The organism is Bacteroides sp. OM08-11 (genome assembly GCF_003438665.1).
In the GTDB taxonomy this organism is placed as follows: Bacteria; Bacteroidota; Bacteroidia; order Bacteroidales; family Bacteroidaceae; genus Bacteroides; species Bacteroides cutis.
The window spans coordinates 73,373-88,486 of the sequence record NZ_QSTJ01000009.1 but is presented as its reverse complement, the minus strand read 5'-3'; the positions used below and the strand labels follow the sequence as shown (position 1 = coordinate 88,486).

Annotated in this window: 10 protein-coding genes and 1 pseudogene; 7 read left to right on the top strand and 4 right to left on the bottom strand. The window is 39.4% G+C overall.

What is annotated here, in order from left to right:
- Positions 1 to 22: 22 nt before the first annotated feature.
- The 4 genes from DXC10_RS14680 to DXC10_RS14665 all read left to right on the top strand — a co-directional run bounded on the left by DXC10_RS14680 (position 23) and on the right by DXC10_RS14665 (position 5,707).
- Positions 23 to 583 (top strand): F0F1 ATP synthase subunit delta, encoded by a 561-nt coding sequence (locus tag DXC10_RS14680; RefSeq protein WP_101542681.1) that lies wholly within the window; start codon positions 23 to 25, stop codon positions 581 to 583.
- A gap of 119 nt (positions 584 to 702) precedes the next feature.
- Positions 703 to 2,286, top strand: coding sequence for a F0F1 ATP synthase subunit alpha (atpA, locus tag DXC10_RS14675; RefSeq protein WP_101542981.1), 1,584 nt, complete (start codon positions 703 to 705; stop codon positions 2,284 to 2,286).
- 114 nt (positions 2,287 to 2,400) lie between these two features.
- Positions 2,401 to 3,288 (top strand): F0F1 ATP synthase subunit gamma, encoded by an 888-nt coding sequence (locus tag DXC10_RS14670; RefSeq protein ID WP_101542682.1) that lies wholly within the window; start codon positions 2,401 to 2,403, stop codon positions 3,286 to 3,288.
- 199 nt (positions 3,289 to 3,487) lie between these two features.
- Positions 3,488 to 5,707, top strand: coding sequence for an HRDC domain-containing protein (locus DXC10_RS14665; RefSeq protein ID WP_101542683.1), 2,220 nt, complete (start codon positions 3,488 to 3,490; stop codon positions 5,705 to 5,707).
- A 41-nt stretch (positions 5,708 to 5,748) separates the two neighbouring features.
- Here the strand turns inward: DXC10_RS14665 and DXC10_RS14660 are convergent, their stop codons facing one another.
- From DXC10_RS14660 to DXC10_RS14645, 4 genes and pseudogenes are all read right to left on the bottom strand, one after another.
- Entirely contained in the window at positions 5,749 to 6,645 is an 897-nt protein-coding gene (locus DXC10_RS14660; protein ID WP_180949179.1) for an NAD(P)-dependent oxidoreductase, read from the bottom strand.
- A gap of 56 nt (positions 6,646 to 6,701) precedes the next feature.
- Positions 6,702 to 7,283: an occludin gene (locus tag DXC10_RS14655; RefSeq protein WP_101542684.1), complete on the bottom strand. Its 582-nt coding sequence runs from the start codon at positions 7,281 to 7,283 to the stop codon at positions 6,702 to 6,704.
- A 101-nt stretch (positions 7,284 to 7,384) separates the two neighbouring features.
- A pseudogene (locus DXC10_RS14650) lies at positions 7,385 to 8,109 on the bottom strand (response regulator transcription factor).
- A gap of 6 nt (positions 8,110 to 8,115) precedes the next feature.
- A complete protein-coding gene (locus DXC10_RS14645) occupies positions 8,116 to 9,687 on the bottom strand; it encodes a sensor histidine kinase KdpD (RefSeq protein ID WP_117738216.1) in 1,572 nt (523 codons plus the stop codon).
- Positions 9,688 to 9,877: 190 nt separating this feature from the next.
- Here DXC10_RS14645 and DXC10_RS14640 point away from each other — a divergent pair, with 190 nt between their 5' ends.
- From DXC10_RS14640 to DXC10_RS14630, 3 genes are all read left to right on the top strand, one after another.
- Positions 9,878 to 12,004 (top strand): outer membrane beta-barrel protein, encoded by a 2,127-nt coding sequence (locus tag DXC10_RS14640; protein WP_117738316.1) that lies wholly within the window; start codon positions 9,878 to 9,880, stop codon positions 12,002 to 12,004.
- A 174-nt stretch (positions 12,005 to 12,178) separates the two neighbouring features.
- Positions 12,179 to 13,363: a TlpA disulfide reductase family protein gene (locus tag DXC10_RS14635; RefSeq protein WP_101542687.1), complete on the top strand. Its 1,185-nt coding sequence runs from the start codon at positions 12,179 to 12,181 to the stop codon at positions 13,361 to 13,363.
- Between the two features lie 66 nt (positions 13,364 to 13,429).
- Positions 13,430 to 15,100, top strand: a complete 1,671-nt coding sequence (locus DXC10_RS14630) for a formate--tetrahydrofolate ligase (RefSeq protein ID WP_101542688.1) — start codon at positions 13,430 to 13,432, stop codon at positions 15,098 to 15,100.
- The last annotated feature ends 14 nt before the right edge of the window (positions 15,101 to 15,114 follow it).

The window sequence follows — 15,114 nt, the reverse complement described above, 5'->3', positions numbered from 1 at the left end:
TTCATCATTAAACATTACAAAAGTGGATATAGGAATTGTTTCGATGCGATATGCAAAAGCACTTATGGAGTATGTCAAGAGTATGGGGACAGAAGATATAATGTACGCTGAAATGCGTATGTTGACGAGAAGCTTCGAAAAACATCCTGACCTGCGTGAAGCATTGGATAATCCCATTTTAACGATACGAGAGAAGTTTACGCTCATTTGTACCGCTGCTGTGGGGGATGCCCCTGCCGGACGTGAGTTTATTCGTTTCATTACTTTGGTGTTGAAAAACAAGCGCGAGTCTTTTCTTCAGTATATTGCTTTGAGCTTCCTGAAACTTTACCGCAATGACAAGCATATTGGTGTAGCAAAGTTGATAACTGCTGTGCCTGTGAGCCGGGATGTTTGGGAACGTATCAGAAATAGTGCTTCTAATTTGCTGCATGCTGAAATGGAGTTGCAAACCGAAGTAGATCCGTCCATTGAAGGTGGTTTTGTATTCGATATCAATGATTATCGTCTGGATGCAAGTATCGCTACTCAGCTTAAAAAAGTGAAACAACAGTTCATTGATAAGAATAGAAGAATTGTGTGATTTACGATTGGAAGATTTGCAATTTATAATTAAAGTTTTGGTTGTAAAAAGTGAATCGGTCTGATAGAAAAGAGTAATGTCAATTGTAAATCGTAAATAATTAAATTGTAAATAAAATGTTGTCTGGAAATATAAAAGTAAGCGAAGTTTCCGATATACTCCGTAAGCAGTTGGAAGGGATTGATACCCGTGTGCAACTAGATGAAATCGGTACGGTGCTGCAAGTCAGTGATGGTGTGGCTCGTATCTATGGATTGCGCAATGCCGAAGCAAACGAGTTGTTGGAATTCGACAACGGTATTAAAGCCATTGTAATGAATCTTGAGGAAGACAATGTAGGTGCCGTGTTATTGGGACCTACGGATAAAATTAAAGAGGGGTATGTGGTAAAACGTACTAAACGTATTGCTTCTATCATGGTAGGTGAGGGTATGTTGGGACGTGTTATCGATCCGCTGGGAGCACCGTTGGACGGAAAGGGACTGATAGGTGGTGAGCTTTGTGAAATGCCGTTGGAACGGAAAGCGCCGGGAGTTATTTTTCGCCAGCCGGTAAATCAACCGTTGCAGACGGGATTGAAAGCTGTGGATGCCATGATTCCTATCGGGCGTGGGCAACGTGAGTTGATTATCGGTGACCGACAGACGGGGAAGACTGCTATCGCTATTGATACTATTATTAATCAGCGTGCTAATTTTGAAGTGGGAGATCCTGTGTATTGTATTTATGTTGCAATTGGGCAGAAAGGTTCTACGGTGGCGTCTATCGTGAATACGTTGCGCGAATATGGTGCTATGGACTATACAATTGTTGTAGCTGCTACAGCTGGTGATCCGGCCGCTTTGCAGTATTATGCTCCGTTTGCGGGTGCTGCCATTGGTGAATATTTTCGTGATACCGGTCGCCATGCGCTGGTGGTTTATGATGATTTGTCCAAACAAGCAGTAGCTTATCGTGAAGTATCTTTGATTTTACGTCGTCCTTCGGGACGTGAAGCTTATCCGGGTGATATCTTCTACTTACATTCTCGTTTGCTTGAACGTGCAGCAAAGATTATTAATCAGGAAGAAGTGGCTCGTGAAATGAATGATTTGCCGGAAAGCCTGAAGGGTAAAGTAAAAGGTGGTGGTTCGTTGACTGCATTGCCTATCATCGAGACACAGGCAGGTGATGTATCTGCGTATATTCCCACAAATGTAATTTCTATTACCGACGGACAGATATTCCTTGATACAAACCTCTTTAATCAGGGTAATCGTCCGGCTATTGATGTAGGTATCTCTGTAAGCCGTGTAGGTGGTAATGCTCAGATTAAGGCAATGAAGAAGGTGGCGGGTACATTGAAAATAGACCAGGCACAGTATCGTGAGCTGGAAGCATTTACCAAATTTAGCGGTGATATGGACCCTGTGACAGCGTTGACTATCGATAAAGGACAGAAAAATACCCGTTTATTGGTGCAAGCTCAATATAGTCCAATTCCTGTAGAAAAACAGATTGCTATTCTTTATTGTGGTACGCATGGTTTGTTGAAGAATGTTCCTTTAGATAAAGTTAGTGAATTTGAACGTAGCTTCTTGGAATATCTTGAGATTAATCATTGTGAAGATGTGCTCAATGTATTGAAGATGGGGGTGATTGATGATGAAGTTTGCAAGAAAATTGAGGAAACAGCGGAAACGGTGGCGAAACAATTTTCATAATTTGCAATTGACCGGTTTATGATTGAGGTTGCTTTTGGTTGTAAAGAGTGAATAAGTCTTATAAAAAAGAGTATTTCCAATCGTAAATCGTAAATAATTAAATCATAAATAGAAATGGCTTCACTGAAAGAGGTAAAAAATAGAATTAACTCCGTCAAGAGTACACGTCAGATTACGTCGGCGATGAAGATGGTGGCATCTGCCAAATTGCATAAAGCACAGGGGCGGATTGAAAATATGCTACCTTATCAACGGAAGCTGAACGAAATCCTGATGAATTTTCTGCGTACGGATGCTACATTCGAGTCACCCTATACTGATGTTCGTTCTGTGACTAAGGTGGCGATAGTCGTGTTTTCGTCCAATACTTCGCTCTGTGGCGCTTTTAATTCCAACGTGGCGAAGATGTTGGAAAAAACGGTGAATGATTATAAATCGTTAGGGCAGGAGAATATCATGATTTATCCTGTGGGTAGGAAGGTGGAAGATGCTGTGAAAAAGATGGGATATACGCCGCAAGGTAGTTATCAAATTATGGCGGATAAACCTTCGTACGTGCAGGCTTATGAACTTGCCGGTTCGCTGATGAATGATTTTTTAGAGAAACGCGTAGATAAGGTGGAACTGATTTATCATCATTTCAAATCTATGGGTTCACAAGTACTGACAAGAGATGAATATCTGCCTATTGACTTAAAAAAAGTAACAGAAGAAGCTAATGAAGCTGTTTCGGAGATGCGTAGTTTCAACAATGACTATATTGTAGAGCCTTCTGTTCCTGAGTTGATAGCTGGTCTTCTTCCCAAGGTGTTAAGTCAAAAACTTTATACGGTTTTGTTGGACTCTAACGCTTCTGAACATGCTGCTCGTACACTTGCCATGCAGACGGCAACGGACAATGCGAATGAGTTGATTCAGGACTTGACGAAGCAGTATAATAAGAGTCGTCAGCAAGCTATCACGAATGAGTTGCTAGATATTATTGGGGGAAGCTTGAAATAATACAGGGAGTTCATTGAAATGCGAATAAATGCAGATTTTCGTAAAGAATTTTATTTTTAAAATAGTGCATTTTATAATCTGAGGAAATCTGTGTTTATTTGTGTTTCAATAATAATCTTCTAATTTTTTGCTTACGGCATATTCTTTTTTATCTGGATAAAAGTGTTACCTTTACAAATTGTAAATAATCTGGATAGTAATGGATCAAAACCCTGAAATAGCGCTTGCATGGCAATTTGTAGAAAACACAGGTACTCATCTATTTTTGACCGGTAAGGCCGGTACCGGAAAAACAACCTTTCTACGGAAACTGAAAAGTGAAAGTCCTAAACGGATGGTAGTCCTTGCACCTACAGGGATTGCGGCGATTAATGCGGGTGGTGTAACTATTCATTCTTTTTTTCAGTTACCATTTGCTCCTTTTGTGCCCGAAAGTTCGTTCAGTGCAAATAGCAAAGTATCCTATCGTTATCGTTTTAGTAAAGAAAAGCTTAACATTATACGCAGCATAGACTTACTTGTGATTGATGAAATCAGTATGGTACGTGCTGATTTGCTGGATGCGGTAGATGGTATACTTCGTCGTTTCCGTGACCACCATAAACCGTTTGGTGGTGTACAACTGTTGATGATTGGTGATCTCCAGCAGTTGGCTCCTGTAGTGAAGGATGAGGAATGGCAGATGTTGAAGTCTTATTATGATACTCCCTATTTCTTCTCTAGCCAGGTATTAAGGCAAACGGAATATTGTACCATCGAATTGAAAACTGTTTATCGGCAAAGTGATGGGACTTTTCTCGAATTACTGAACCGTATTCGTGAAAACCGATGCGATGTACAAGTACTGGATACATTGAATCGGCGTTATATAGCGGGTTTTGTTCCTCGGAAAGAGGAAGGTTATATCCGACTTGTTACCCATAATTATCAGGCACAGCGCATCAACGACTATGAGTTGGAACAGTTACCAGGTCATACTTATACTTTTCGTGCTACAGTTGACGGAAAGTTTCCTGAATATTCTTATCCTACAGATGAGGTACTTGAATTGAAAAAAGGTGCTCAGGTGATGTTTGTAAAAAATGATTCTTCGGGTGAGCATCGCTATTATAATGGTATGATTGGGATAGTGACCGAAGTGTCTTCAGATAATATCGCGGTACGCAGTAAGGATAGTGGTGAAACTTTCTCGCTCCAAGAGGAAGAATGGACGAACGCCAAATATGTGCTTGATGAGGAAACTAAAGAGATTACGGAAGATATCGAAGGCACGTTCCAGCAATTCCCTTTAAAACTGGCATGGGCAATCACAATACACAAGAGTCAGGGTTTAACGTTCGAACGTGCCATCATTGATGCCAGCTTATCTTTTGCACATGGACAAACTTATGTAGCATTGAGCCGTTGCAAAACTCTGGAAGGACTGGTGCTGAGTGCCCCGCTCTCTACAAAGACCGTTATCAGCGATCATGCAGTCGATGTTTTTACTGAGACTGCACGCAGGAGTACACCGGATGAGAAGCGGTTCCATTCGTTGCAACAGGCTTATTTCCATGAATTATTATCCGGCTTGTTCGATTTCTTGCCGTTAGAATTGGCCTTAAAACGATATGTCAGACTGGTGGATGAGCATTTGTACAAGCTTTATCCGAAGCAGTTGGTAATCTATAAAGAGGAGGTGGAACGTTTTCATGTAAAAGTGATTAAGGTAGCCCAGAAATTCAGTTTGCAATATAATCGGCTGATAGATGCTGTGAATGATTATGCTTCGGACAAAACACTACAAGAGCGTATTCATCTGGGAGCGCAATACTTTAAGGAGCAATTGAAGCCGCTGAATATGATTATAAGTAAGGGGGGACTTGTTACAGACAATAAAGACTTGAAAAAGAAATTGAAAGAAGCGGATAAGGAACTGACGGATGTTTATCTGCTGAAGGAAAACTTGTTGGAGTTTGTTATCCGGAATGGTTTCCATGTCAATGAGTATTTGAAGCAGAAAGCGGTACTTTCGATTGATGATACATCTGTTAAAGAGAAAACAAAAGGTAAAGAAATAATTTTATCAGATAAGGACAGCCAGAAGAAAGGAGAGAAAGGGCAAAAGAATAAAGTTCGTGAAAGTAGGCAACGGGCTACTGCAATTGAGATACCTTCGGATCTTTTGCACCCGGAACTATACAGGCGACTAATTGTGTGGAGAAATACGGAAGCTACCCGATTGGGGGTACCTGTTTATATCGTTATTCAGCAGAAAGCTCTTCTCGGCATAAGTAATCTTTTACCATCAGACAAAAAGGCACTCGTCCGTATTCCCTATTTTGGAAAGAAAGGGGTAGAGAAGTACGGGGATAGTATTCTTGAAATGGTACGTGTTTACCGAGAGGGAAAGGAAAGGGAAGGAGATATGAAGAATTAAGAATTACCATGTGGCATGCTTGTATAACGTAGCTAAGTTTTTCATTCAAACATTATCTTAATCCCTTCTTCCAACGTATGCGGTTTATATCCCAACTCTTTACGCGCCTTTTCAATGCTCAGTCCGCTAAAGCGGGGACGAGGTGTTGTTTCTTTCATATCCTTTGTAGTGACGGGAATGATAAGTGAACGATCCAAATTCAGTATATCGGCTACACGATATGCTATTTCAGAAATAGTCAGGCAATCACCTCCACAAAGGTGATAGACACCACTTTGAGGATGAGATATCAATTTTTCTACTCCCCAGGATATGTCACCTACAAAAGTTGGAGTACGCCATTGGTCAGAAACAACATGGATTTCTATATTGCTTCTTAATCGATTAACTACCAGTTGTAAGATATTTCCGTGTTGTCCCGGCAGTGCGGCACCATACACAACGACTACGCGTACGATAGCATAATTTTGGCAAAGAGCAACTATGTGCTTTTCACCTTCCCATTTAGTATAACCATAATAATTTACAGGGGCAGGGAGGTCTTCTTCTGTATAAAGACGGTTGGCATTTCCGCTGAATACAAAATCTGTGGATAGATGGATGAGCCGACTTCCATATTTATGGCAATATTTAGCAAGATTGGCTACAGCGGTAATGTTGATTGCATCCGCTTCTTCATGGTGTGTTTCGCAATAATCAGGTACAGAGAGAGCGGAAGTATTGATTACTGTATCAGGGTATACTTCCTTGAACAATTCTTTCAGAGTCTGGACATTACAGATATCAGCTTGTATATAATGATAGTTTCCTGAACCAGGGCAACAGTCATCATGCATGGAACTACCCGTAACCTGATAGGAAAGATTATGTGACAAATCATTTAATATCCGTCGTCCCGTAAAACCATTAGCTCCGATTAACAATATTCTCTTTCTCATAATCATGTAACTTGAAATTCTTATCTTTTTCTTTATTATACCTGAAGTGACAATGTTTAGAATAGTGTTTTGTTCCCTTGCCGTACCTCTATACTGAAACCGAACGCACCGTTAGCGGATTTTAGTTCGAATGCTCCTTTGAAGTTATTCTTTTTCCACGGCAATACAGAAGGGTTGGGGACTCTCCAGCCGTCTTTATTATATTCTCCATAAGTGTTAATCTGCATTCCGTTTTTCAATTTGAAACTACCCATTTGCAGATTATCAGGAGTAGACCAAAAGTCTGTCAGCCCAAAAGGATTCATACTGTATACTATGGAATTACTTAAAGAAAATTTATTAGAAAATCCTTGTGAATAAGCGGTATTTGGATTTAACCGAAAAATACTACTATAATCTTTACTGGCATCAGGTATTTCTAGTGTGAATTTAGGTAACTGTGGAGGTGTCATCTTCATCAGGCTCATGTCCAATAGAAATCCATCGTAGTTCTTTACTTCAGGCAGAACTGTCTCTTCCTGAGTACCTCCTTTGGGGAATATATTAGTATGCAAACTATCTACGGATATTTCATTTTGTGCAAATACTGACGAAAAACCTGCAAGCAATATGATTATACTAAAAAGAAATCGTTTCATATCTTTTGCTCATTCTATTTCAACAAAGATAGTTGTTTCATCCAATTTCCTGAAATTTCTTTGTATTATTTTGGAGTATTAAGCAAATCATTATAAAACCGTTAACTATTTACAATCAACTTATATCCTATACCCGTACATTTACGATACGTATGCTATTGTCTTGTGACAATTTATGGCGTAGCTTGGTGATGAAAACATGTAAGCTACGTGAATTGAAAAAACTGTCATCTCCCCAGAGATCCAGCAAAACATTCTGAGTATTGACAACATGATTCTGATTTTCACAAAGCCGTTTCAATATTTCCGATTCACGGTAGGAGAGTTCCATTTCCGTATTAATATGTGGAGAGACAGCTGTACCGATGTAGTTGAGCTTTTGGGTGACAGAATTGAAACGATAGTTCCCTATTTCGAAGCCAGTCTTTTCTTCTGGGATTGTTTCGGTAAATGAAAAGACTTTACCAACCAATGCCTTGATACGGACAATGAGTTCTTGCATACCAAAGGGCTTTTTCAAGTAATCGTTAGCACCGAGTTCAAATCCTTCGACCACATCATTGATGGCGGAACGTGCCGTGAGAAATAGTACGGGAGTATGTTTGTCTGTCTGTCGGATGCGACGTACCATTTCAAAGCCATCCATACGGGGCATCATAACATCTGCTACCAATACGTCGGGACGTAAATCGAAAAACAAACGAAGACCTTCTTCACCGTTACTGGCAGTCTGGATAATGAAATTCTGTCCTTCTAATGTATCTTTGATAATCATGGCAAGCGTCTCTTCATCTTCTACTAAAAGTATTTTTATTTTGTCTGACATAGGTAATTATATTATGATTGTAAATACACTTCCTTTTCCCAATTCACTTTTGATTGATACACTTCCACCGTGTTTCTCAGTCATGGTCTTTACATAAAACAGTCCTAGACCATACCCTTTTACGTTGTGGAGATTACCCGTGGGTACTCGATAGAATTTGTCGAATACATGTTTTTGTTTCTCAATGGAAATTCCGATTCCATAGTCATGGACGGATATTTCGTTTTTTTTGCCTGAATCAGTAAGTATCGTCCGGCAGTGAATATCTATTCTTGCCCTTTCATGCGAATATTTGATGGCGTTGTCTATCAAGTTACTAAGGATGTTACTAAAATGAGTACGATCGGCAGTAACAGTCAAATCTTCCGGCTCTACATTGAGAGTAATTGTTATAGGTTTATCGGCTTTTAACTTATGTTGTTCGACGAGTTTATCAAGAACTTCTCGCACTTTCAGATTTTCTGGATGAAGCCGGAACGTCTTTCTGTGTTCCATGCTCATAGATAATATTTGTTCTACAAGTCCGCTGAGTCGTTGTAACTGTTCCTGGCAAATTCTCAGGTATTTATCTCGTTTGGCTTTTTCTTTAGCTTGATTAAAATTGAGCAAAGCATCGTTAGCAGCGTAAGCAACGGCAATAGGGGTTTTCAATTCGTGGGTAATATTATTGGTAAAATCACTTTTCATCTCTTCCAGTGTCTTTTGTCGTAGAATAGTACGGATGAGATACCAGAAAGCAAAAATAAGGATAATCAATACAATGAATGAAGTAGTGAGAATTCCTAACATTTGGTGTAATACCAACATGGTAATCGGTTCTATCCAAAGACGATAACTTTGGTTAGTGTTTAGATCGAATGAATAATCGTATAGTACTGCCTTCGGACTGGGAATATAGCCTGTAGTTCCTGTTATTGCTAACGTATCTATATATGTAAAAGTTGAATCGGGAGTACTTCCTTTATGGATTTGCAGTAACCGGTGAGGAAGAGAAATACCTTTCTCTTTCAACTGTATGGTCAACAAACTATCAAAGATCATAATATCTGGTTCCATGATAATATCAAGTCCGGCGTGCAATCCTCGCTGGAAATAGGTTGCCAATTCCAGCATTGTGTTTTTATCTCGTAATATCATGTCTAAACTGCCATTTGCTCTTAGAGCAGAACTGGGCGTAATGGTATCTTTAAGAGTTTGTTTCATCTCCTGTTGTGCCGAGTCCAGTTCCATCCATTGCACTTTTGGGGTATTTTCACGGCGGTCGATATATAATATTCTTGTCGTGTCTGGTTCACCTGGACGTGTAATACTGGCACTACTACGGACAAAAGAATGACCATTATCGTGATAACCGGCTTCTACACTTACTTCTCCATGGTCTTTATCATCTTTTTTCAATGAATTTACACGGAACATCATTTCATTATAATCACTGATGCGCATGGCTTCCACGATATTTTGTTCCATATCGCTACGCATTGTCTGATACAAGCCAGTAAGCCAGTATGTCTGGTAAAGAAAAATACCTGTCAATGAAATAATGACAAGTATGGCAATATATTTGAATGGTAGTTTCATTGTTTTCTTTGAATACTTATGTGGGCAAAGATAAGGAGTTATCCGATGTACTGTACCATCTGATAAGACTAAATAACAGTTCCAATAACAGTAGATAACACTCGGTAAGTTCATGATAACACAGACTTTCACAATTTCTACCGTACTTTGTACCATCGAAATGTAAATAAACTCTCAAAACATATTGAACATGAAACGAATTTATTATCTTTCTTTGGTATTTAGTGTATTAAGTGCAGTTTTATTTGCACAAGAGAAGATCGATGATCCTAATATTGATAAAGAACGTATTCTCAGTGCCGACAGCCTTATAACAACTGATTCACGGTTGGATAGTCTTTATCAGAGTCTTCCGGAAATTATGATTACCGGTGAACGTCCTGTAGTGAAAGCCGAACAGGGTAAGTTAGTATATGACTTGCCGAGAATTCTTCATGATATGCCTGTAGATAACGCTTATGATGCCGTGAAAGAACTTCCCGGTGTAACCGAAATAAATGGTATACTCCAGTTAGGAGGGCAGGGGACTACCGTTATTATTGATGGTAAGGTAACTACACTTACTACAGAACAACTGTATACTTTATTGAAAAATATTCCGGCAAGCCGCATTGAAAAGGCGGAAGTAATGTACAATGCGCCTGCTTGTTATCAGGTACGTGGTGCGCTTATCAATATTCGGTTGAAGCAGACCACGGATGAGTCTTCTTCCTGGCAAGGCGAAGTATATAATAAGGCTACTCAAAAGTATTACGAGCGTTTTGAAGAACGTGCCAGTCTCCTTTACAATAAAAATAAATTCTCCGCAGATTTTCTTTACTCACACAAACACGGTCGTAATTACAGCACGACGAACAAGGATGCTGTGCACACATTGTCGGACGGCACGATTCATCTCATAAATAATGATGAGGTGAGCCGTGGACGTTCGCATACACATAGTTTTCGCGTAGAGGCGGATTACAATATTGCAAAAAAACATCAGTTGAGTTTTGTATATAACGGAAATTATAATACCTATCACAACAAGACAAATATTATGGGTACACAACAGTCCGTAACCCACAGTAACAGTACCGACTGGTTACATAATGGACGTATCGATTATCATACACCCTTCGGGCTGAAAACTGGGGTAGAATTGACTTATTACAATTCTCCATCAAGCCAATTGCTCTATAGTCAAATGTGGGAAGAAAAACTCAATTTCTTTACTAAAGATTGTCAGCGTATCAATCGTTGGAAGGTATTTTTGACACAAGAACATAATTTGAAACAGGATTTGGGGGTGAATTATGGCATTGTTTATACTACCAGTCTTGATAATAGTTATCAGTATTATGATGATGTAGAAAGCAATGAACAGAGTAGTAGTATGAAATCCCGTAAACGGGAACAGACTCTCAATCTTTATGCAGGTTTCAAAAAAAGTTTTAATAATAAGGTGTCAATGGATGTTTCTTTAGCTGTAGAACATTACAAGACGGCGGTTTGGAATCAGTGGGATATATATCCTACTATAAATTTGACTTATATACCTGTACCGGGGCATATTTTTCAATTAGGATTGAGTAGTGATAAAGAATATCCTGGTTACTGGGCTGTGCAAGATGCCATATCCTATATCGGTGGTGGTTACTCAGAAATACACGGTAATCCATTTTTGAAACCGGCGCAGAGTTATGAACTTAAAATGACTTATATTTTAAAGGGGAAATATATCTTTAGCACATGGTTCAACCATACTAAGGACTATTCTACTCAGACATTATATCAATCACCGCAATGTCTTGTGGAAATCTATAAATACCTGAATTTTGACTTTCAGCAACAGTCAGGTTTACAGGCTTCTATACCATTTAATATAAATAAATGGTTAAATTCACGGATCACTTTTATCGGTGTATGGCATCACGAAAAGGATGATGATTTCTGGGATATTCCTTTTAATCGGAAGAAATGTTATGGAATTGCCCAAATGACTCATACCATTACTCTTGCTACCAAGCCCGATTTGAAACTGAAGATAATCGGTATGGTCCATAGTGATGCTATTCAAGGGATATATGATTTACCTACTTCAGGGGGACTGAATGCCACCTTACGTTACGGTTTTGCCAAAGGAAAAGGTATTTTAAATCTTTATTGTAACGATATCTTTGAATCCGCACAAATTTCTCCGCACATTCGTTTCAAGACACAAAATGTCACTAATCACTATTCATGTTTTCGTGAGTTCGGAGTTTCGATTACTTACAAATTTGGTGGATATAAAGAGAAACAAAGAGAGGGAGTAGATACGTCACGGTTTAAGTAATCGGGAATGCTTGTATATCTGTAGAAAGGTATTGTTCCGTATTTTTCTTATGATAATTATTTTGCTTCTGTGTAGTTAAATAAGAATAAATGATTTACGGATATTTCGTAATTGAAAATAATCTTTATTAATATTGTATTTAATATACACGAACATAACTGTTAAAAAGAAAATATGAAAAATCTGAATTTTAGAGTATTGGTTAGCTGTATACTTTTCTTGTTATCAAGTGGCGGGATACAAGCGCAAGACACTTTTATTATTGAAGGGAAAGTAAAAAACGTGAAGGAGGGTGTATGTTTAAATTTATTCCGGATGGAAGGAAGTGTAGGTAGTAGTATTGCTGTGGACACTCTGCGAGGAGACAGTTTTCGTTTTGAAGTACCTTTTTCGGGTACGGATACCGACCGTTTGATGTTACAGATTCGTGACGGAAATCTGTATACCATGGGGTTACATTTATGGGCGAAGGCAGGTTCACATATCCGTTTGATAGGCGAAGATATTAATATCTATACTTGGCAAGTGAAAAGTGAAGTGCCGCAACAGAAGATATGGCAGTTTTTTGTAGATGATTCGCGTGATTTATGGAATCTCATGCAAGAAAATTATATGGAACAGATGCGGTTCAGACGCAAATATCCCCGTAAACCGGAAAATAAAGAAGTGTTGGCCAAGGTTGTTGCTTTGCGTGACAGTTTGGAGAAAATAAAGAATGATTTAGAAATCCGTATCGATTCCAATATAATAGTCCGTATGAAGCAATTACCGATAGAAGAAATCTGGATGGATAAACTGAAAAGTCTGGCAATAGGAGTGAAATACACAAAAGATTATCCTTACCGCAAAGAAGTGGAGGAATTGTATGCCGGACTGACTGAGGTACAGCGTCAGACACCGGAAGGGTTGGATATCCAGGCATACCTGTTTCCTGCCAAGACGGTAACTGTACAGGAAAAGGCGGCAGACGGTGACTTGTTTGACTTACAAGGGAATGTGCATCGTTTGTCAGATTTTAAAGGAAAACCAGTGTTGATAGATTTTTGGAGTCGTGGTTGCGGTCCTTGTCTTATGGCGTTACCGGAAATGAAAGAAATCAGTAAAAAATACGAAGGTTGTCTGGTAATAGTAAGCGTAAGCATTGATGATAAAACCAATTGGGAAATAGCCTCACGGCACCATGACATCAGTTGGTGGAATTTGAATGACTTGAAGGGTAATCATGGTTTGTATGCTAAATATAGCTCAGACGCCATACCTCGTTATGTCTTTTTGTCTTCAGAGGGAGAGGTGGTTGAAATGTGGTCCGGTTATGGAAAAGGTAGTTTGTTGAAGAAACTGGAAAAACTGGTGAAGTAGTAGGGGATTTTTTGTACTTTTGCAACTTTCAAAAATCAAAGTTGTTATTTAAAGAAAAAACCTTGTATGAAATCGGACATTGAGATAGCACGCAGCATAGAGCTGAGAAAGATAAAACAGGTTGCTGAAGGAGTAGGTATTCCACGTGACGAAGTAGAGAATTACGGACGATATATCGCTAAAATACCCGAGCATCTGATTGATGAGGAAAAGGTAAAGCAAAGTAACCTTATCTTGGTAACCGCCATTACGGCAACAAAAGCAGGTATCGGAAAGACCACCGTTTCCATCGGTTTGGTTTTAGGGTTGAATAAGATAGGGAAAAAAGCAATTGTCGCATTGCGTGAACCCTCTTTGGGACCTTGTTTCGGAATGAAAGGTGGAGCTGCCGGAGGCGGTTATGCGCAGGTACTTCCGATGGAGAAAATAAACTTACATTTTACGGGAGATTTCCATGCTATTACATCCGCCCATAATATGATTTCCGCCTTATTGGATAATTATATCTACCAGCATCAAGCAGATGGTTTCGGTTTAAAGGAAATAATCTGGTGTCGGGTGCTTGACGTAAACGACCGTTCTTTGCGTAGCATCGTTACAGGACTTGGACCACGTACCAACGGGGTAACTCAGGAATCGGGATTTGATATTACTCCCGCCTCGGAGATTATGGCTATTTTGTGTCTGGCAAAAGATACAGAAGACCTTCGCAGACGTATTGAAAACATTATTCTTGGTTTTAGATATGATGGTAAACCATTTACTGTTAAAGATTTAGGGGTGGCAGGAGCAATCACGGTACTGTTGAAAGATGCTATCCATCCTAATTTAGTACAGACTACCGAAGGAACAGCTGCTTTTGTTCATGGTGGCCCATTCGCTAATATTGCACATGGTTGCAATTCTATTTTAGCTACTAAAATGGCGATGACGTTTGGAGATTATGTAGTGACGGAAGCTGGTTTCGGCGCAGATTTGGGAGCTGAGAAATTCTACAATATTAAGTGCCGTAAAAGTGATTTGCAACCCAAGTTGACAGTCATTGTAGCTACTGCTCAAGGTTTGAAGATGCACGGAGGGGTCAGTCTCGACCGTATCAAAGACCCCAATATGGAAGGATTGAAAGAGGGCTTCGGTAATCTAGACAAACACATAAGGAACCTACGTTCTTTCGGTCAGACAATAATAGTTGCTTTTAATCGTTTTGCCAGTGATACGGATGAAGAACTGGAAGCCATCCGCCGTCATTGTGAGGAAGATTTAAAGGTTGGTTTTGCCATTAACAATGCTTTTGCCGAAGGTGGAGAGGGTGCCATAGACTTGGCTAATCTGGTAGTGGAAACCATTGAGAAAAATCCTTCTGTTCCATTACATTATACTTATGAAGAAAATGATCCGGTGCAACGTAAGATAGAAAAAGTGGCGTGCAATCTTTATGGTGCCAGTGTAGTGACGTATAGCAGTGCCTCACGTAAGATGATGAAACTCATTGAAGAAATGGGGATTGCCCATTATCCTATCTGTATCGCTAAAACCCAGTATTCTTTCTCTGCCGATCCGAAAATCTATGGTGCCGTCAATAACTTCGAGTTTCATATCAAGGATATTGTTATTAATAATGGTGCTGAAATGATTGTAGCCATTGCCGGAGAAATTCTTCGTATGCCGGGTTTGCCCAAGTCACCTCAAGCGGAACGTATTGATATTATTGATGGTAATATAGAAGGATTGAGTTAAACATACCATTACAA